This window comes from Pedobacter steynii, from assembly GCF_001721645.1.
Classification (GTDB): Bacteria; Bacteroidota; Bacteroidia; order Sphingobacteriales; family Sphingobacteriaceae; genus Pedobacter; species Pedobacter steynii_A.
Map to the genome: position 1 here is coordinate 2,901,606 of NZ_CP017141.1, position 19,628 is coordinate 2,921,233.

Below are 19,628 nucleotides of genomic sequence, written 5' to 3' on the forward strand. Positions count from 1 at the left end.
AATTTACTACTATCTCTTTACAAACAAACTTTCTGCAAACTTCATCGATACATTTCTTGGCTCCTCATCCGCGATTTGTATACTTAAAGAGCCATCAAAATCGATACGTTCCAGCACTTTGATCGCTGTACCAATCGTGATAGAAAGCTTTTCCAGGTATTGAAGAAATACCGTTGAAGTATCTTTCACCGCAACAACTCTACAGGATTCATCCGCTTTCAGCGCTGAAAGTAATACCTTATCGATGGTTGGAATCTCTCCGTTTGCCTTAGGAATCGGATCGCCATGGGGATCAAACTCAGGGAAATTTAAAAATTCTTCCAGCTTATTCACCAGCTTGGCCGACTGGATATGCTCCAGCTGCTCTGCCACCTCATGAACCTCATCCCAACTGAAATCCAGCTTTTCGTATAGAAAAGTTTCCCAGAGCCGGTGTTTCCTTAAAATGGCAATTCCACTTTGTTTTCCGGTTTCAGTAAGCAGTATTTTACCATATTTCTTATAGGTAACCAATTCTTTTTCTTTCAGCTTTTTCAACATGTCTGTTGCTGTAGCAGGCTTCACACCCAAGTAGGCGGCCATTTCATTGGTGCCTGCCTCAGGTTTATCCTCATTCTGAAAGCTCAGTTTCAATAAAGCCTTTAAATAGTTTTCTTCCGTGTAAGATAGCATGCTGCAAATATAAAACAATAAATGTCAAATTATATTTGTTAGACTAACCTAACTTTTATAGTTTTGTGATCTAATTATAGAAGTTAGGGAATTTAAAAAAAACAAAACATACTAATGAAAGCCATCTCGATTCGAGCCACCACCACGATCTTATTTATATTTTTTGCAATATCCGCCTGGGCACAAACAGGGATTATTGAAGGAAAGGTTATTTCTGAGGGTAGCCCGCTTCCTCAGGTGAATATCAGTCTCCAGGGAACCAGCTCTATCATCATGACCGATAGTGCAGGTAGGTATAAACTCCCGGCAATTGCTGCGGGAACCTATAAAGTGCAGGCCAGCGCTGTGGGTTTCAGAAAAATGAGCAAGACCATTGTCCTGAAAAAGGGAGAACAACTAAAACTGGACTTCGACCTGAGTAATTTTCAGAATGATCTGAATGAAGTGGTCGTAACGGGAACTTTAAAAGAAGTGAACCGCCTGGAAAGTCCGGTACCGGTAGAAGTATATACGCCGGCTTTCTTCAAAAAAAATCCAACTCCCAGCATCTTTGAAGCTTTGCAAAATGTAAATGGAGTAAGACCACAGTTGAATTGTAATATCTGTAATACAGGGGATATTCATATCAATGGATTGGAGGGGCCTTATACCATGATTCTGATTGATGGAATGCCTATTGTGAGCAGCTTATCCACTGTGTATGGCCTTTCAGGTATTCCAAATTCCCTGGTAGAGCAAATTGAAGTGGTGAAAGGGCCGGCATCTTCTCTTTATGGAAGTGAAGCGGTTGGGGGCTTGATTAATATCATTACTAAAAAACCTCAAAATGCACCTTTATTTTCTGCGGATGTTTTCGGAACAACTTATCAGGAATTCAATGCAGATCTGGGTCTGAAAACCAAAGTAGGATCTGCAACTGCATTAACAGGGATCAACTACTTTAAATTCGGAAATGTGGTAGACCATAACCACGATAATTTTACTGATGTTACCTTGCAGGATAGGATATCTGTATTTCAGAAATGGAATTTCCAACGCAAGGATAATCGCTTGTTTACGGTAGCAGGCCGCTATTTATATGAAGACCGTTGGGGAGGAGAAACCAATTGGAATAAATCTTATCGCGGTGGAGATCAGGTTTACGGAGAAAGTATTTATACCAAAAGATGGGAGTTTATTGGAAATTATCAGCTTCCTTTAAAGGAAAAAATCTTCTTTGCTTTTTCTTATAATAACCATGATCAGGATAGCCGATATGGGACCAATTCCTATATCGCCACGCAGAAAGTTGGATTTGGGCAATTCACCTGGGACAAAAAAATAAAGAATCATGATTTGCTGGTTGGGACTGCGTTACGCTATACTTATTACGACGATAATACTCCGGCTACAGAACTGAATAACCCGGCAAAAAATATCTGGTTGCCAGGTGTCTTTGTACAGGATGAAATCACAATTGCCCCCCAGCATAAATTTCTCGCAGGCTTCAGATATGATTATAATTCTTTACATGGAAATATCTTTACACCAAGATTTGCTTATAAATGGAACCTGAATGAGCAGAATATTTTGCGTTTAAATGCGGGTACCGGCTTCAGGGTAGTGAACATATTCACAGAAGATCATGCCGCTTTAACAGGCGCCAGAGACGTGGTGATTGCCGATAAGCTAAAACCAGAGAAAACCTATAACGTAAATCTGAATTATTTGAGGAAAATGTACGCGGCCGACGGCACTTTCTTTGGAATCGAGACTTCTGCATTCTACACGTATTTCAACAATAGAATTATTGGTGATTTTGACACTGATCCTAATAAAATCATCTATAATAACCTGGACGGTTATGCGGTGAGCAAAGGATTAACAGCGAATATGGACATTGCCTTTAATAACGGACTGAAGATCGTATTGGGTGCAACTTATCAGGATGTGGCTACCTATGAGCATGGAGTTAAAAAACAACAGATCCTGACTGAAAAATTCTCGGGAAACTGGGCGGTGTCCTATAAAATCAGAAAGCTGGATCTGGGAATCGATTATACAGGGAATATTTACAGTCCGATGCGTTTGCCGATACTAGGGCCTCTGGATCCGAGAAGGGAATTTTCTCCGGTATGGAGCATTCAGAATATTCAGTTTACCTACAGCGGCTTTAACAGGTTTGAGCTCTACGGAGGCATAAAGAATCTGCTCAACTGGACGCCAAACAAAGGAAATCCGTTTATCATTGCCGGTGCGAATAACCCCTTCGATAGAGGTTTGGAGTACGAAACTGACGGGAAGGTAAAACCTACAGATAGCAATCCTTATGGTTTAACTTTTGACCCTAATTATGTCTTTGGACCAAATCAGAACATGAGGGGATTTTTTGGCATCAGGTATACCATAAAATAAACATGAATAGCTTAACTTTATGGCATGATCTACCAGTCGACCTATCAGGCAGCATGGGTTATTGCCCCAAAAGTTGAAGCTATTTTTGCAGCGCATCTTTCTGCGGCAAGAGAAAGCGGCGAAGATGATCTTGCACCATTGCCTACAGCAAACGTAGTTGAAGCCATCATTGATGCTACATTTTGGGCAAGTCTGCGTAAAGAAGAAGGACATTCTCCAAAGATATCTCTGGCTTATTTACCCCCTCAGCAGGCAGGCAATCCTTTACTTTTTAAGCACCGCCTACCTTTAAGTCCGGGGATTCTTACTAAAATCGCCCCGGGTGTTGAAAGAGCAGGTATCCATTTGGGAGTATGGCTGGAAGATGATGAGTTGTTTATCTGGGGAACTACAGTAAGTATACCCAATTTCTGCTTTGTACTGGATGTTTCTGAACCTGCTTTATTGGTGATCAAACACCGCAGGATTTATGGATTTGGAAAGTTTACCAATATTGCAGTATTGAAAGGTGATCAGGTAAAAATGGTGGACGAAAACAGTACCAATATGGCGGATTGTCCGCCGATGTTGCTTTCTCTGCTGGACCTGACTGCTCCTTCTTACTGGAATGATTCGGTCAATGTAATGATTCAACTGGCTGTTTCTATGCGTAGTCATGGAAGGGGAGGAACATTGCTTGTCGTACCGGCAGATACAAACAACTGGCTTCAGTCTATTATTAAGCCCATTCAATATTATATCCAACCGGCATTTACCGGCTTATCGAAACTTCTTCAGCAAGACCGGAAAGAAGCCAGTCAGATTTTCTGGCAAACGGCACTGAAGCGGGAAGTAGAGCACCTTGCCGGGCTGACTGCAGTTGATGGCGCCACAGTGATCAGCAGTGATTATGAACTGCTGTCTTTCGGAGCCAAAATCGGTCGGGCAAAAGGAAAAGAAAATATTGATGAGCTCTCTTTCTCTGAACCCATAAAAGGAGGAGATGCCATTGTAGTTCACCCGACTAAAGTTGGTGGAACAAGGCACCTTTCCGCAGCCCAGTTTGTCCATGACCAAAGAGATGCGACTGCTTTAGTGGCTTCTCAGGATGGACATTTTACAATTTATACCTGGTCTGAAAGTCAGGGAAGGGTACAGGCACATCGTATTGATACCTTACTGTTATAATCATAAAACCGTTGCGCATAAAAAAAGCGTGCCCTGGAGAACGCTTCAAAAATTAATTAATTTATACAGTTATACTCTGGAGCTTAGGAAAAGAGGATTGCTCCGGCAATTACTGCTGCAAACAGCAGGATGATCACTATACGGTCTATCTTAATCCACTCACGTTTTGTGAGTGCCCTTTCTTTTTTTTCCTCTTTTTGCCTTGCAAAAACCTGAAGGATGGAATAAGATTTACTTAACATAGATGGCTGCTTTTTAGTAGTTCATTTAATGCAAAGTGCGCGCCAAAATTTTAAAGAAATGTGAAAATGTTAGTAATTTTCATTTCTTTCCTGATTTTGTTGCTTATCTGTGATTTTTATATTCATTTACAGGGAGTTGTTGTCCAGTATCCCCTCATATTGTCCTCTTTTTGACCATATCGGAAATTAGTATTTCATTTTCAGTTGGCGAGAGCATATTCATGCCAAACCTGTGTTTTGGTACTGATTTCAATTACACTAAAATTTAATTCGTAAAATTATATATCTGATATATAAGTATTTACATAGATTTTATTATTTATTATAGTACTATGTATTGCATATTACTATATAAAACATATAACTTTGTATTATGATAGCAGAAAATACGCAAACACAAATGCGAAAGGGCATATTGGAATACTGTGTGCTCCTGATCATATCCAGAGGTGAGATCTATGCTTCTGATATTATCGCAGAATTAAAGTCAGCCAAATTGTTGGTGGTAGAAGGAACTTTGTATCCGCTGCTTACCCGATTAAAAAATAATGGCTTGTTGAGTTACAACTGGGTCGAGTCTACTTCAGGGCCTCCCCGGAAATACTACCTTTTAACGGCTGAAGGGAAAGCCATCCTCAGTCAGCTGGATTATACCTGGCAAGAGCTGGCCTATGCAATAGATACTTCAAAAAAAGGAGCTGATCTGGAATCCGGGAACCAAACTAATTAAACCAAACAATGAAGAAGACACTTAACATAAATATTGGTAACTCCATCGTTCACATTGAAGAGGATGCTTACGAGATGCTTACCGTTTACCTGAATGAAGTAAAGCATCATTTTGCAAAAAATGCAGACGATTTTGAAATCGTAACAGATATTGAGAACCGGATTGCCGAAATGTTTGGCGAGATCCTGACCGCTCAGCAGAAACAGGCCATCAATATAGATGATGTAAAATCTGTAACCGCACAGATGGGTTCTGTAAAGGATTTCGAAACTTCAGAAGAATCTGAAGGTACCGTGGATCCCCTTTCTCATATTCCTCCGTACGATGGGGTGAAAAAATTATATAGAGACACAGATCAGGCAATGGTTGCCGGTGTATGTATTGGCCTGGCTCATTACCTGGGCATGGAAGCACGTTGGATTCGTCTGGCAGCTTTAATTTCTGTGTTTGTTGGAGGATCGGGTATCCTGGCTTATCTGATCATGTGGATCGTTATTCCAAGGGCAGAAAGCAGGTCTGAGAAAATGACAATGAGAGGGGAAGCACCAAACCTGAGAGGATTTGCAAATAGCCACCTGAATCCTTTGATGAAACAATCGCGTGGGTTTATTGCAGAGTTTTTTGAATTTCTTGGCAGCTTTATTCAAGGCGCGGGAAAAACGTTGTTTAAAATAATTGCGGTTGGAATTATCATTTTCGGCTCCTTCTTTCTTTTAGGCCTGATTGTAATGACTGCCGGTTTATTTGGAATCTGGGATTCTGATGTTTATAACTATTTTCCGGTAAGCATGGTGAATGAAAATTACCTTAGCTCCTTAGTATTTGCCACCTTTATTGTTTTTGCAGTCCCATTGCTGGCTTTAGTACTTTTCTCCATCAGAGTGGCTTTTAATGGGAAGGCGATTAACAAAACTCTTTCTTTTGGCTTGCTGATCATCTGGCTTGGCGGAGTAGTGGTAGGTATATTTTACATCGCTAAGATTACCACAGAATTTAAGGAAAGTGCCGAGCTGGCTCAGGTTTCTTCATTGGTTCCGCATAAAACCATCCTTCTGACGGTAGACAAGAGCCGTTTCTTTAGTAAACAAGATAGCATCAATTATCAGATAGACCCTGATAATTACAAAGGCCGGAGAATTTTAAATGATCATCACGGTCCTTTTGATGAACCCAGAAATGTAAGCCTTAGGATTGAAAAAAGTGAGCAGGGAAAAAGCGAGCTGATTAGAAATTATAGCGCACAGGGAAAAACGTTTGAAGCTGCTTTAAAAGAAGCCCAGAATATTCATTATGACTTTTTGCAAACGGATTCTGTGCTGAATTTCAGTTCACGTTTACACCTGACTAAAAAAGCCAGCTGGCGTAATCAGGAAGTTAATCTGATGCTTAAAGTACCTGTAGGCACCCATTTAAAAATCAGTCGCGAGCTGGAATGGTTTTTAAACGGGTACAATTACTGGGGCTGTAATGAGGATCCTGGTGTTGAATTTTCAGAATGGATCATGACAGATACAGGCTTAAAATGTCTGAATGAACGTAAAGATCCGGAGAACGAATAGTCCCTTTCTTTACTTCACTGTATAGCGGTAGACAAAGCGGCTTAAATTGCCGAATTTGTCTACCCCTTCAATCACTGCTCTGTAAGTTCCTTTACCATCTGCATTAAAATATTCTAATGTTAACGGAGCAGTTCCGGAAGTAACCACTTTTGGATTCCAGTAAATGGTACTTCTTAAATCATTAAAATTATAGGTGTTTGCAGGGTTGGTATATTTTGGCATATAAAACTCTCTCTGTTTGCTGAAACCTTTCGGACTGAATTTTAACATGTTCTGCTGAGGCATCATTTTTTTCAGATCAGCAAGGCTCATTGTGCTTTTCTTCACTTTCTTTGTATTCACCACCAAAACGCCATTGGTATTGTACATCCTGTTGATGGTTCCAAGTTCATCTTTGGTGAAAACCTCTACAGATTCTACGTCTGTTGGGAGGACGCTTAATAAAGCCATATAATCCAGTGCCATTCCATTGATGAAAATCTGTACGGGTACCCTGCTTCCCGCCTGATAATCCCGGGTTACATAGAAATTATTCTCAAAAAACGTTAGCCCCATAGCCATAGTCTGCAGGCAGAGTGCAAGGGAATTACAATCTTTCAGGCGATCCCCATCAATCACTGTTCCGGTGATTGAACTTAATCCAGCCAGGGACGGATGATCAGCATGACTAGGTTTTTTTACTTTCGCACCCTCAATTTTTACTTCTTTTAGGGTACGGAGATAGCTATACTGACGCTTGCTGTTACTTAAATAGGCAGATAAAGTACTGTCAATGTTGACTACTTCTTCTGCAGGATAAGGATTTTTGCCTACTTCAGGTAAAGGTGATCCATCCAGCATGATCATCAGGTTAGAACCATTGGTACTATATTTCGCATTAATCAGTACTTCGGATGAATCCGGGATTGATAAGTTGGAAAAGGCAAACAAACCGGAAGGACTGGTAATTGCCTCCGAAGAAATATTAGTCCCGGGAACGGTTAAGCGCAAGGCCCCTTTCCTTACCGGCATACCAGTACGGTCCCGTAATGTTCCGGTAATGCGCATATCCTGTTCTGGTAAGTAGGTAACCGGAGGAAACTTATTGCCAAGAATGTCTTTGTAGGCAAAGCGGCGATAACCCTGCGTAAGCATTAGCACATCCAGGTCTGCGAGCTTTTTCTCATCTGTTTTAGTGAAATAATAATTTGGCTTTTCAACATATCCCTGAAGATCTGAAGTCAGCAACAGGGAACTCAAAATCGTGGTTTCCGTTTCTTCATTAACCGGTACTTTAGATTCATCGGTAACAGAGATTGAATAATTTCCTTCCAATGGTTGGGTTGCATTTTTAGGACTAAGGGTCAGTTTTACTTTTTGTCTTGGTTTATAGGATGGAAGGTCCGTTTTAAGGGATAGGTTTTCATTTAGCGGATAGTTGAATGCCAGCCTCTCGTTAATTGGGTCTCCGGATTCCGAAAATAAGGTCACCTGAACAATTCCTGCTGGAAATTTGTCCTTAGGAATTTTTGCTGAGTTAACCTGAGTTGCCAAACGTGTTTTGGCAGCATAATAGATAATTCCGCCCTGAGTAGCTACAATAAAGAAAACCTTCCCTTTGTTCTGCTGATAATAGTTGTCGTTGGCCATAATTTTCAAATTAAAAGCCGACGGATCAGTGTTGGTAATCTGAGTAATGATTCCTGATGGCAACGCTTTAGGTAAGTCAAAACTTTTAGTGCTTCCGTCTTTAAAGGTAATGTTTGCCTTATAGGTTTTATCAGGCTCCATATTCAGGTAAAAAGAACCCATACCTAAATGACTGGAATTGAAGTTGCTCAGGGTATTTCCCTGGCTGTCAGTTACGGTTCCTTTGAGGTCGATCCCCAGTCCCTTCGCTGTAATGGCCTTAAAGCTAATCCGCAGCGCTAATCCGCTAATCATTTCTCCACCTTCAGGGAAAAACTGAACATCATGGGTGCTGGCTACGGGCCTCAGATTAAAGCTGGAAGTCACGATATCTTTATCTGTGGTACTGAGTTCGGTAATCAGTTCTCCGTTAGTGATCAGTTCATTCTTTTTAGGTTCAATTTTTATTTTCAGGATTCCATTCTGGTCGGTTGTTCCTTTTCCTTTACTCACAATTTCGTAATTGGAGATCACTCTCCAGTTGACCGTCTTGTTTGCCTGTGCTACTTTATCTGCATTTTTGAATTGTACTATGGCCTCAATACTTTGACTCTTTTCGCTCTGTGTGTTCTTATAGCTGAAGTGGGTGATGAGTTGTTTGTCTATAGCTTCCCCGATAGGAATGGTCTTGCTGAAAAAATACTTTTCATTTGAATTGAGCATCCATACGGTATAAGCCCTGATGTAATAATTTCCTTGTTTATAAGTACCAGGGGTAAGGGGGATGTTTCCTGTGGCTACGCTGTTCACAGCTGGTAATTTTATGGTTTGTACCAAAGAATCTTTTGCATTGACCACATCCACATAAACGATCTTGCTCAGCTGCGAAGGGATATTTTGTTCCATAGTCAGGTAAGCTTTAAACCAGATGGTATCGGCCACGCTGTAGTAAGGTTTATCAAAATGGACATATACCTTTTCTACGGGGTGTTCATCGGATAGCTTTTTGGTTTTGCTAATAATGTTGTCTAAAACGATACTGTCCTGCTGTGCATTGGCAGAAAGTTGCACGGAAGTAGATAGCAGTATAAGGGCAATAAAGAAGTTTATAAATCTCATCAAAATAGTTCAATACGGTTAATATGGCTAATATATTCATTTATGAGCTGAATAGCCTTATCCCGGGGGATGTTTAACACTTTTTGACATTTGTGCTATCCCTTAGCCTGGAAAATCCGGATACTCAGCCATAGGCTTAGCAGGAGCAAAACCGGAAGCAGAACGCTGAAGAATGAAGCGTGAATATATAGAAAGGTAAATATCAGTATCCCGGAGAGGAAGATGATGGAGGCAATTCTTCTGGTTTTCCTAAAGAAAAGAACCAGGTAAAATGGATGACACCATAAAATATTGAAATTATACCAAAGCAGATCCAGTGCTGAGTTGCAGGAAAGGTAAACCAGCAGTAATCCAAGGGTACTTAAGGCCAGAATAAAAAATCCATCGAGAAAGGAGATCAATTTTTTTGGTACCGAATATCGTTGAGGATGGGCAGACAGGCCAGCTGAAATACCAAGGACGAAAAATAAATTTAGGCCATAAGACAGGAGGTAGAAAACAGGGAGCCCGGAGGCGGTTTGATGTTGGGATTTAAACAAATAAACAATGGGTGCAGATAATTTAATGGTTCCCAGTTGTATTTTATCCATTGTTTTTTGTAGCGTATCCGGTAGAAATAAGCTGACACTTTTGTTGGTAATGGTATCTGACCTTCTGCCAAGTAAGCTGTTCATGCCAATCATTTCAAATTCCTGCCGGCGGAGGTAAACATTCAATAGATCCCTGACAGGAGGCCCTTTGCCCGCATTTAATTTGAGCAAGGCTTGGTCAAAATCGGGCCCCAGGGATTCGGATAAGAGGTCGATGATTTTGGTAGAGCAGTTTTGTTTTACGAAATCATAGTTGTAGGACCTGTTTTGAGGTTTGATTTGTTCCTGAAGTAAGGAAAGTAATTTGTTTTTCTGAGACTCATTTAACTGCAATACCTGTTCAGTAACAGACTGCTCATCCACGATGTAAGATTGAATGAAGGTCTGATACTCTGTTACAGATAGAAAATACCTCATTTGCCCATGAAGAAAGTTAACATAAAATTTAGGGTCACCTGTATCAAAGGTTCCGTAATTATAGACCAGGTCGGACTGGTTGTTGTTACTTTTTATCCGTATTGCACTATGACCAAATAAGGCATAAATGTACCGGTCAGTTTTTTCGCAGGTCAGCAGGCTTACCGAGAAATTTGCTACAGGTGCTTTCTGGCTGGCTGTACTTACTTTCTGGCATAATAAAAAGATAACGGTCAGGAGTAGAAACCTATTTGATCTGCTCATTGCGGCAATTTGTAGCGAAGAAAGAATCCTGTAGAAATGATTCGCCCGGCATGCTGTTGCGATGCCGGGCGATACTTTTATTTAATTTCGATGATGAAATCTTCCAGTGGGGTGCGGACCTTTTTCAGGTTTACCAACCAGTCGCCACTTTCGTCTCTGTATCCAAGAGGTAATAAAGTAGTGGTACGAAGACCTTTTTCTTTCAGACCCAATAGTTCATCAAGTTTAGCCGGATCAAAACCTTCCATTGGAGTAGCATCAACTTTTAATAAAGCCGCTTCTGCAAGTGCTACGCCAAAGCCAATATAAGCTTGTTTTGCTGCATGGTTGAAGTTTTCTTCAGGAGTTCTTGCAGTATAGTTGGCCACAAGGTTGTTTACATAATCTGAATGAGAATCTGCCGGCATGCCGCGCTCTCTGTTGCCATGGGCAAATACGTTTCTGATGTTCTCTTCTGTGTAATTATCCCATGCTGCGAAAATCAACAAATGCGAAGAATCAGTGATCTGAGACTGGCCATAGGCAAGATCCTTGATTTTTTCCTTTAACTCAGGGTTGGTAACCACAATGATTTTGAATGGTTGTAATCCTGAAGAGGTCGGGGCAAGGTGTGCTGCTGCAAGGATTTGATCTACTTTATCCTGTGAAACTTTCTCACCATTCATTTTTTTTGTGGCGTAGCGCCATTTTAATGCTTCAATTAAGCTCATATTCTTATTTTTTAGCTAAAATATTCTTGTTTTTAATGTGTTGGTTATATAGCGACTAAATAAATAACACCGTTAGCAAATGTAAGTATGTTATGGTCGTCTGCTTAATCGTTTTTTGCTTTTTACTTTTAGATGATACTTGCATTGCTACAAAAAAAGTACGGAATAACATTTGGATTAGTTTTTTTTATTCCGTAAAATCGTTTATTGTTATGCAAGCATAATTGTTTTGCTGAAAACTCAATCAAATTTAAATTGTTAATTCTGAGCAAGATCGACATTGATTATTTTTTTGAGGTTAACCGAATATCAATTTAATAACTATCCAAATATGAAAAAGATCCTCCTTAGTTGTTTACTGGCTGTGCCTATTTTAGGCTACTCCCAATCCTTTCAGGTGAACCTTCAGGGCCAAAAACAGACCGCCATGGGCGGTGCTGGAACAGGTGTTGCCCTTGATGAAGCCGCTGTGTTTTTTAATCCTGGAGCTGTCTCCTTCCTAAAGAAAAATGGTATTCAGGCTGGTATCAGTCCATTATACCTTAAAACGGCTTTCCGCGAAAATGGTTCCAACATTACAGAATATAATAAAGACAAAATTGCTACACCTGTGATGGGATATGCAGTTTTTGGTTCACCGGAAAACCGGTTGAGATTTGGTATTGGTATTTACACCCCGTTTGGTGGTGCCATGCACTGGAAAGAAGACTGGACTGGAAAATATACGGTGACCTCCCTGGATCTTCAGGCAATTTACATCCAGCCAACCTTGAGTTTGAAAATTACAGACCATATCGGTATCGGTGGAGGTTTGGTGTATTCACTGGGAAAAGTTGATCTTAGAAGGGCCGTTCCAATCACTAAGCCTAATGGAGAACCTTCAACCGCAAAGCTTAAAGGTGATGCAAAAGATTTTGGCTGGAATGCAGGAATTTATGTGCAAACGGTTTCTGGTGTTTCTATCGGAGTAACCCATCGTTCGCAGATTACAGCGAAGGTAAAAAATGGGGATGCCATTTTTGATGTTCCTGATGCTTTGAGGGCAACTATGCCAACGAAATTTAATGCCGAATTGCCCTTGCCAGCAACGACTTCTATTGGATTTGGTTTTTACCCTTCTACGAAAACCACCATCGCTGTTGATGTAAACTGGGTACACTGGAATAAATATAAAGAACTGGCTTTTGATTACGACAATAATGCCAGAATTCCTGATACCAAATCACCTAGAAATTACCATGATGCTGCGGCCTTCCGTCTGGGGATCGAAAATCAAACGACTAACAGATTGGCTTTACGGGCAGGTATTGGGTATGCTATGACGCCGGTAGGAAAAGGTTATGTAACACCAGAAGTTCCGGATGCTGACCGTCTTTTGCTAAGTGCAGGTCTTGGCTTTAAAGCATCTGAAAGATTCCTTATTGATTTGTCTTTCCTATATGAAAATGTGAAAGCCAGAAATGAAACTAATATTGAAACAGGCCTGAGTGGTGAGTTTAAAACTGCAGCATATATCCCAGGTATTTCTTTCTCTTATAAATGGTAGTTAACCTTTTCAGAAAAAACGTAATGAAATCAAATTTTATATATAAAAGTATTTTTGCAGTTGCTATTCTCGGAATGGCTTCCTGCAAACCAGAGCTTAAAGACGTTACCCCTACTAAAGGAACGGCTGATTTTTCAAGATATATTGCAGTGGGAAATTCACTCACTTCCGGTTATGCGGATAAAGGGCTGTACCTGGAAGGACAGAAAAACTCTTATCCTGGAATGATTGCCGAACAGATGAAGACCGTAGGTGGCGGGGCTTTTTATACGCCTTTCTTTAAAGATACTGAAGCTGATGGTTCAGGTCACCTGGTGCTGAAAGGATTCGACGCGAAAGGTTTGCCTCAGATCGGAGAGAAAAAAGATCAGCTGGCAGTCAGATCTACAGCAGGTGGGGTGGTGCTATTTACCAAGTACACCGGAGAACTCAACAATTATGGTGTTCCGGGAATCAAACTAGCGCACATTACCTTTGGCCCTTATGGAAATCTGAATGGATTTTATGAAAGACTGTTACCAGGTAATGCACCTGGAAATAATACGGCTTATCTGGATTTTGTAACCGCTAAACCTTATTCTTTCTTCAGCATGTGGTTAGGTAATAACGATATCCTGGGATATGCAAGTTCAGGAGGTGCTGATCCTGCTGATCAGCCGACGCCTAAAGCAACCTTTACTGACCTATATAATCTGGCTGTTAACAAGATGACGGCAAATCAGGCTAAAGGTGTAGTTGCAACGATTCCTGATGTATTGAGTACCCCTTATTTTAACACAGTTACCCTGGCTTCATTGCTTGCTGCCGTGCAGGCAAACGCACCCACAGTAAAAGATCTGTATATCAAGACAGGATCAGGTGCGGTAAGGCCGGCAACGGTGCAGGATTATTTCGTGCTTCCTTTGCTTTCTGCCGGAGTGATCGGTGTGCCTACGGGTGGAATCCCTTATGGTTTACATCCGTTGAATCCAATCGAAAGTAAGTGGGTTTTAGACAAAGATGAGGCTGCTATTGTAACTGATTATACCAATGCTTATAACAATACCATCAAATCTGTGGCTGCAGCCAAAGGCCTAGCTGTGGTGGATGCTTACGCCTTATTGAAAGAGTATGGAGCTGGTAAAGATGTGAACGGGGTAAGGGTAAGTGCAGCTTTTATCACGGGAAATATCTTCTCTTTGGATGGAATTCACCTGACGCCGATGGGATATTCTATTGTAGCCAATGAATTTATCAAATCTATTAATGCAAAATATGGTTCCTCTATTCCGATTGTTGATGTGACGAAATACAGAGGGGTGAAGTTCCCTTAATATTTTACCTGACTATACCGAAATGGGATCTGAACGTGTTTCAGATCCCATTTTTTTTGCTCTTAATCATTTGAATAATGATCTGCTAAAAGAGCTGTGCTTCCCCGCCATTGATAAAGAATTCTTTTACATTCTTTAATATGAACCTGTACCAGGTCTTTATTTGTTCCTTATTTGATTCTTTTTTGACAAGAGGTTGGTAGGGCCCTATAGGGTTTGAAACCCTCTCAAACCTCATTGTTGTCATTTGAAAATTAATTGTAAAATAGAAATAAATAAAGCCAGTATAGGGTTTATTTATTGTTTTTAGTAAAATTTATTGCTTATATTGGTGCTGTTTAGTGTGCATTTTAACTTATTTTATCAAACAATTAATTCATTAAATATGGCAAAAGCAGCAAATGGCCCTTTGGGCTCTTTAAACGGGAAATTAAATAACCTGGTTTTTTACACGCTAAACGGGCAACATATTTGCCGTACCATTGGCGATCCGGGTAAACCAAGCATTAATCAGCTGGCCAACCGTCAGGCGATGTCAGTAACGATGCGCATGGTAAAGTCAATCAACGAATTTATCAGTGTCAGTTTTGATCTGGAAGCTCAGGGAACGGTTAAAAATGCACATAACCTGGCTACCTCATATATTAAAAAGAAGGCTTTAAAAGGCGAATATCCCAATCTTTCTGTAGATTATAGCAAGGTGGAACTGAGTCATGGTACATTACAAGGCGCTACAGGCCTCACGCTTGAAAAAACAGAAACCGGTGTACAGATCAGCTGGAATACTGAGGGGCGTTATGATGATATCGTGATGATTTTGCTTTGTCATCCTTTAAGAAGATCAGCCACTTCCCGCATTAATGCCAGCAGGAGAGATGCAGGGACCTGTTTTATTAAATTGGAGCAGGATGGAATCCTGGATGAACCTATAGAAGCTTATATCTGTTTTAGAGCTGCCAATGGTAAGGAAATCTCAGACAGTGTCTACTTAGGAAATCTGAACGGAGAAGCAGAAACTGAGGAAGAGATCATCAAAAAAAGAAAATATGATGAGGTAAAACAGCGTTTTGATCTGGTTGAGTCCGATTATTTGCAGCAAATTAAAGACAATTGGGGGAATCCTGTCGATAGCAAGGCTTTCCGGACTCTGGCAAAAGAATATGAGGTACTAAAGGGTAAATTGCTACACCTCCCGGGGAAGCCCGGTTAGACACGCCCGTTCATATATAGGACTTCGCCGGTTGTCAGTTTTTTTAATAGTTTTATAGTTAATGATTATTGAAGTTAAATTCCATAGTCGGAATTCAGATATACGGAAATAAAATTGCGTAAGGCCAAATAATTGCTTAATAGATAGCGATTGACTGAGAGTTGTAGGATAATAACTATCTGTTAGCGCTAATTTAGCCTGCGTTTTTACGCAGTTTTTAATAATGTAACTTTTTAAGTTTCTATATTCATGCAATATATCGGTTTAGATAAATAAAGTTTACATGAACAAAAGAGAATACACGCTGAATGAATTTATTCTGGAAGCGGCAGAAGATCCCAATGAAAATGATTTCTTTGAACTGGAAAAGCCAGCTTTACTAGAGGTGAATCTTAAGAATCAAAAGATAATGGCCAAAGCCGGATCTATGGTTGCTTATATAGGTAATATTGATTTCAAAAGAGAAGGTATGATGAGTAAGGGACTCGGAGGCTTACTTAAGAAAGCTATTTCCGGAGAAGGTACTTCGCTGATGTATGCTACCGGAACGGGTAAACTATACCTGGCTGATGAAGGCAAAAAGGTGAAGATCATTAAGCTGAAAAATGAAGCCATCTTTGTGAATGGTAATGATGTTTTAGCCTTGGAAGAAAGCATTCAGAACGAGATCAAAATGCTTAAAAGTGTAGCTGGCATGATGTCCGGAGGTTTGTTTCAGGTAAAGCTTTCTGGTTCAGGTTATATTGCAATCACGACTCATGGAGAGCCGATTCTATTAAAAGTGACTCCGGGTCAGCCTGTGTTTACGGATCCGAATGCCACTGTGGCCTGGTCTGAAAACCTGACCCCAAAAATAAAAACCAACCTGACATTTGGTTCATTTATCGGACGCGGTAGCGGGGAGTCCTTCCAGCTGGAATTTATGGGCGAAGGATGGGTATTGGTACAGCCTTACGAAGAAGTTAAATATGCTGCTAAAGCTTAAATTAACAGCGAACAGAATTCATTAGAACCACAAATGAAAAGGCCCTGTAAACGCTGACGTTTTACAGGGCCTTTATCGTATTGATCCTATTTCTTAAGAATATATTTGTCTGCTAACGCTCCAGTGATTTCTTTTCCTTCCATATCGAGTTGAATCAGTTTGTTTTCTCCAACAAAATAGTGGGTTGGTTGATCTTTTAATCCGATAAGTTCAACTTTAGAGCCACTGCTATCCCATTTAAACGTGCCTTTATCTTCAGGGAATTTTGTGTCTCTGCCCATATAATTCCTCTTCAGGACAAAGGTCATATCCTGGTTAAGGGTAAGTTCAGTCTGGATTCCCTCGCAGTCTGCACAGGGAAGAACGCCTTTATAGGTGCCGTTCCAGTCCAGTGAATTCTGTGCATTATGGCTATCGTTGACGGCTGCATCCCCTGTTTTTACAGTACTGTCTGCCGTTTCTGTCGTTGCAGCACGGTCTACGTTTGTGGTTTTCTTTGTTTCATTGGTACAGCTCCATAATAATACAGATACTGTGGCGAGAGTTAAGATTTGCTTTTTCATCGGTAATGAGTTTGTGTTTTTATCTAATCGCTGTTTTTTAATGCTTCAGCTTTGCTTTAAAGACTTTCTCCAGCTTTTCCAGCTTGGGAAGAATCACCATTCTGCAATAAGGCTGGTTTCCATTTTTGTTGAAATAATCCTGGTGGTAGCTGTCTGCCAGATAAAATGTTGAAGCCTTATTGATGGCCGTGACCACCGGCTTGCCAAAAGCTTTGGTATCATTCAGCTCTTTTTTATATTTATCTGCAATCTGTTTCTGTTCTTCATTATGGTAAAATACAACAGAGCGGTATTGGGTGCCTACATCTGCACCCTGACGGTTTAAGGTGGTTGGATCATGGCTTTTCCAGAAAACCTCCAAAAGCTCATCATATTCTATCTTAAGCGGATCATAAGTGATTTCAATGACCTCCGCATGTCCGGTTGTTCCGGTACATACATCTTCATAAGAAGGATTGGCTACATCTCCACCCTCATAACCAGATCTGACACTGCTTACCCCGTTAAGTCGCTGGAAGAGTGCTTCCGAACACCAGAAACATCCCATGCCAAAGGTGGCTTTCTGTAATTTTTTTGCCTGTGCATTGGCTGGGTCTGCTGATAAAGTTGATAAGAGCACTAAGACCATGATTGATATATACTTCATAATTATAAATACAAGTTGAAAAAACATTTTTCAAGATATAATTACGTAAGAGTAGGCTTTATAGTTTTTCTATCATACCCTTCGCAACCTAAATTACATTTAACTGATAATTTGATTTTTTATTCCGAAAAATGTGTATAACTTAAAATAGTTATTTACAGTGTCTTATGCAAGTTTGGTGCGTATATTTAACGTTTATTAACAATTCTTTCCTAAATTTATACTCTTAATACCTATAAATAAATCAATATGTCAACACCTTATATTCCAAGTTTAGACCTGAGCTCATACATTGATGGAGATGAAGCGCAGCGTAAAAAGTTCTCTGACGAATTGGGCAGGGCCTTCAATGATTCTGGTTTCGTAACCATCACTAATCATGGTGTAAGTCAGGAATTAATTGATAAGCTATATAGAAATATTCAGGCTGTTTTTGGATTAAGTCCTGAGCAGAAAAAGAAATACGAAAAGGTGGAGCTTGCCGGACAACGTGGATACACCAGTCCTGGGAAAGAAACCGCTAAAGGTGCTAAAACAGCAGACCTTAAAGAATTCTGGCAGATTGGTCAGGAAGTGACAGATGGTGACCCGATCAAAGCAGAATATCCTGACAATGAGGTGTTGGAAGAACTGCCTGAGTTTAATGAAGTCACCCGCGAAATCTATAAGGCTTTAGAAAATAATGGTAAACATCTTTTACGTGCCATTGCAACGTATCTGTCATTGCCAATTGATTATTTTGATAAACATGTACATAACGGTAACTCTATTTTAAGAGGGATTCATTACTTCCCGATAGAAAATCCGGATGCTTTACCTGATGATGCGGTGCGTGCAGGCGCTCACGAAGACATTAACCTGATCACTTTGCTGATTGGTGCAAGTGCAGATGGATTAGAAGTTCTTACCCGCAGTAACGAATGGTTGCCAATTAAAGCAGGTCATACCGATATTGTAGTAAATGTTGGAGATATGTTGCAGCGTTTAACAAACAATAAACTGCGTTCTACTACACACCGGGTAGTAAATCCGCCCCGTGAATTGATGAAAACCTCCCGTTTCTCTGTTCCTTTCTTTTTACATCCACGTTCTGATATGGATTTAACCAGTCTGGAATCTACAATTGATGAGGCGCATCCTAAGGTGTATGAAGATATGACTGCCGGAGAATATCTTGACGAACGTCTGAGAGAAATCGGTTTAAAGAAATAAATGATTTCTGATTCAATAAAAAGGGCCTTAACGAAAGTTAAGGCCCTTTTTATTGAAGTTCACAGGTAGAATTGAAGTTTATTTTTTTCTTGAATACCTGATCTCCATGTTTTTCATTTCTTTGCCATCCATGGTGCAATACATTTCCAGCAGCTGGCTGTTGTCATCCATGAATTTCATGACCTGACGAATGTTGGTGTCTTTCCCTGTCATAGGGTCTACACATGTGCCCTTAAAGTTGATTGATTTTGTAGCGTCATCCCAGGTGCCTTCCATGTGCATGATGCCTGTGCCCATGTTGTCTATCCAGCTGCTGACAAAAGCTTTTTTTGAATTGTCATAGCCCATAATACTCATTCCTTCAAAAGGCATTCCCATCATGGTTCCTTTAAATAAACACTTTTGGTAGCGGCCGCCCATAATCATTGAATTTTCTGAGCTCGCTTTACTTTTTTCCGGTGGAGCCCCCGGTACCATCCACATCGTTACTTCCGCATCCCATTTCCCATCATCCTTAGCCATCATTTTGTGCACATCGCCAGGGGTCATATAAGCTTGCCATGCTTTCATCATGGCCTCATCTTGCGCCTGAACCCGGCTGGTTATGACAAGCATCAGCAATGCCATAACAGTTAATGTTAACTTTTTCATTTCATTAGTTTTTGGTTTTGTATGGTCCTA

General features: G+C 40.4%; 17 protein-coding genes. 9 read left to right on the top strand and 8 right to left on the bottom strand.

Translation table 11 applies throughout. The features are described from left to right. Positions 1 to 9 precede the first annotated feature (9 nt). Positions 10 to 672 (bottom strand): metal-dependent transcriptional regulator, encoded by a 663-nt coding sequence (locus tag BFS30_RS12075; protein ID WP_069379532.1) that lies wholly within the window; start codon positions 670 to 672, stop codon positions 10 to 12. Between the two features lie 114 nt (positions 673 to 786). On the opposite strand from BFS30_RS12075, the gene BFS30_RS12080 reads away from it, so the two are divergent. Both BFS30_RS12080 and BFS30_RS12085 read left to right on the top strand, forming a co-directional pair. Then, entirely contained in the window at positions 787 to 3,066 is a 2,280-nt protein-coding gene (locus tag BFS30_RS12080; RefSeq protein ID WP_069379533.1) for a TonB-dependent receptor, read from the top strand. 24 nt (positions 3,067 to 3,090) lie between these two features. Beyond that, entirely contained in the window at positions 3,091 to 4,233 is a 1,143-nt protein-coding gene (locus BFS30_RS12085; protein WP_069379534.1) for a putative sensor domain DACNV-containing protein, read from the top strand. 83 nt (positions 4,234 to 4,316) lie between these two features. Here the strand turns inward: BFS30_RS12085 and BFS30_RS27925 are convergent, their stop codons facing one another. Continuing rightward, complete coding sequence (locus tag BFS30_RS27925; protein WP_167353141.1) at positions 4,317 to 4,475, bottom strand: hypothetical protein; 159 nt, start codon at positions 4,473 to 4,475, stop codon at positions 4,317 to 4,319. A 373-nt stretch (positions 4,476 to 4,848) separates the two neighbouring features. On the opposite strand from BFS30_RS27925, the gene BFS30_RS12090 reads away from it, so the two are divergent. Then, positions 4,849 to 5,205: a PadR family transcriptional regulator gene (locus BFS30_RS12090; protein ID WP_069379535.1), complete on the top strand. Its 357-nt coding sequence runs from the start codon at positions 4,849 to 4,851 to the stop codon at positions 5,203 to 5,205. Positions 5,206 to 5,213: 8 nt separating this feature from the next. Next, positions 5,214 to 6,764, top strand: coding sequence for a PspC domain-containing protein (locus BFS30_RS12095; RefSeq protein WP_069379536.1), 1,551 nt, complete (start codon positions 5,214 to 5,216; stop codon positions 6,762 to 6,764). A 9-nt stretch (positions 6,765 to 6,773) separates the two neighbouring features. Here the strand turns inward: BFS30_RS12095 and BFS30_RS12100 are convergent, their stop codons facing one another. The 3 genes from BFS30_RS12100 to BFS30_RS12110 form a co-directional block, all read right to left on the bottom strand. Next, a complete protein-coding gene (locus tag BFS30_RS12100; RefSeq protein WP_069379537.1) occupies positions 6,774 to 9,491 on the bottom strand; it encodes a carboxypeptidase-like regulatory domain-containing protein in 2,718 nt (905 codons plus the stop codon). Between the two features lie 95 nt (positions 9,492 to 9,586). Continuing rightward, entirely contained in the window at positions 9,587 to 10,762 is a 1,176-nt protein-coding gene (locus tag BFS30_RS12105; RefSeq protein WP_069379538.1) for a DUF4105 domain-containing protein, read from the bottom strand. 77 nt (positions 10,763 to 10,839) lie between these two features. Beyond that, positions 10,840 to 11,472, bottom strand: a complete 633-nt coding sequence (locus BFS30_RS12110) for an NAD(P)H-dependent oxidoreductase (RefSeq protein ID WP_069379539.1) — start codon at positions 11,470 to 11,472, stop codon at positions 10,840 to 10,842. 331 nt (positions 11,473 to 11,803) lie between these two features. On the opposite strand from BFS30_RS12110, the gene BFS30_RS12115 reads away from it, so the two are divergent. The 4 genes from BFS30_RS12115 (at position 11,804) to BFS30_RS12130 (ending at position 16,526) form a co-directional block, all read left to right on the top strand. Next, positions 11,804 to 13,018 carry an OmpP1/FadL family transporter gene (locus BFS30_RS12115; protein ID WP_069379540.1) on the top strand — a complete coding sequence of 405 codons (1,215 nt, stop codon included), beginning with the start codon at positions 11,804 to 11,806 and terminating at the stop codon, positions 13,016 to 13,018. 23 nt (positions 13,019 to 13,041) lie between these two features. Next, positions 13,042 to 14,331, top strand: coding sequence for an SGNH/GDSL hydrolase family protein (locus BFS30_RS12120; RefSeq protein ID WP_069382406.1), 1,290 nt, complete (start codon positions 13,042 to 13,044; stop codon positions 14,329 to 14,331). 385 nt (positions 14,332 to 14,716) lie between these two features. After that, positions 14,717 to 15,541, top strand: coding sequence for a DUF6266 family protein (locus BFS30_RS12125; protein WP_069379541.1), 825 nt, complete (start codon positions 14,717 to 14,719; stop codon positions 15,539 to 15,541). Between the two features lie 283 nt (positions 15,542 to 15,824). Continuing rightward, the gene (locus tag BFS30_RS12130) at positions 15,825 to 16,526 is read left to right on the top strand and encodes an AIM24 family protein (protein ID WP_069379542.1); all 702 of its coding nucleotides are present in this window, start codon (positions 15,825 to 15,827) and stop codon (positions 16,524 to 16,526) included. A gap of 86 nt (positions 16,527 to 16,612) precedes the next feature. On the opposite strand, the gene BFS30_RS12135 is transcribed toward BFS30_RS12130, so the two are convergent. Both BFS30_RS12135 and msrA read right to left on the bottom strand, forming a co-directional pair. Continuing rightward, a complete protein-coding gene (locus BFS30_RS12135; protein WP_069379543.1) occupies positions 16,613 to 17,089 on the bottom strand; it encodes a copper resistance protein NlpE in 477 nt (158 codons plus the stop codon). 37 nt (positions 17,090 to 17,126) lie between these two features. Next, positions 17,127 to 17,735: a peptide-methionine (S)-S-oxide reductase MsrA gene (gene msrA, locus BFS30_RS12140; protein WP_083252024.1), complete on the bottom strand. Its 609-nt coding sequence runs from the start codon at positions 17,733 to 17,735 to the stop codon at positions 17,127 to 17,129. Between the two features lie 249 nt (positions 17,736 to 17,984). Here msrA and BFS30_RS12145 point away from each other — a divergent pair, with 249 nt between their 5' ends. Continuing rightward, positions 17,985 to 18,947 (top strand): isopenicillin N synthase family dioxygenase, encoded by a 963-nt coding sequence (locus BFS30_RS12145; protein WP_069379545.1) that lies wholly within the window; start codon positions 17,985 to 17,987, stop codon positions 18,945 to 18,947. 78 nt (positions 18,948 to 19,025) lie between these two features. Here the strand turns inward: BFS30_RS12145 and BFS30_RS12150 are convergent, their stop codons facing one another. Beyond that, entirely contained in the window at positions 19,026 to 19,598 is a 573-nt protein-coding gene (locus BFS30_RS12150; RefSeq protein WP_069379546.1) for a DUF1579 domain-containing protein, read from the bottom strand. Between the last annotated feature and the right edge of the window lie 30 nt (positions 19,599 to 19,628).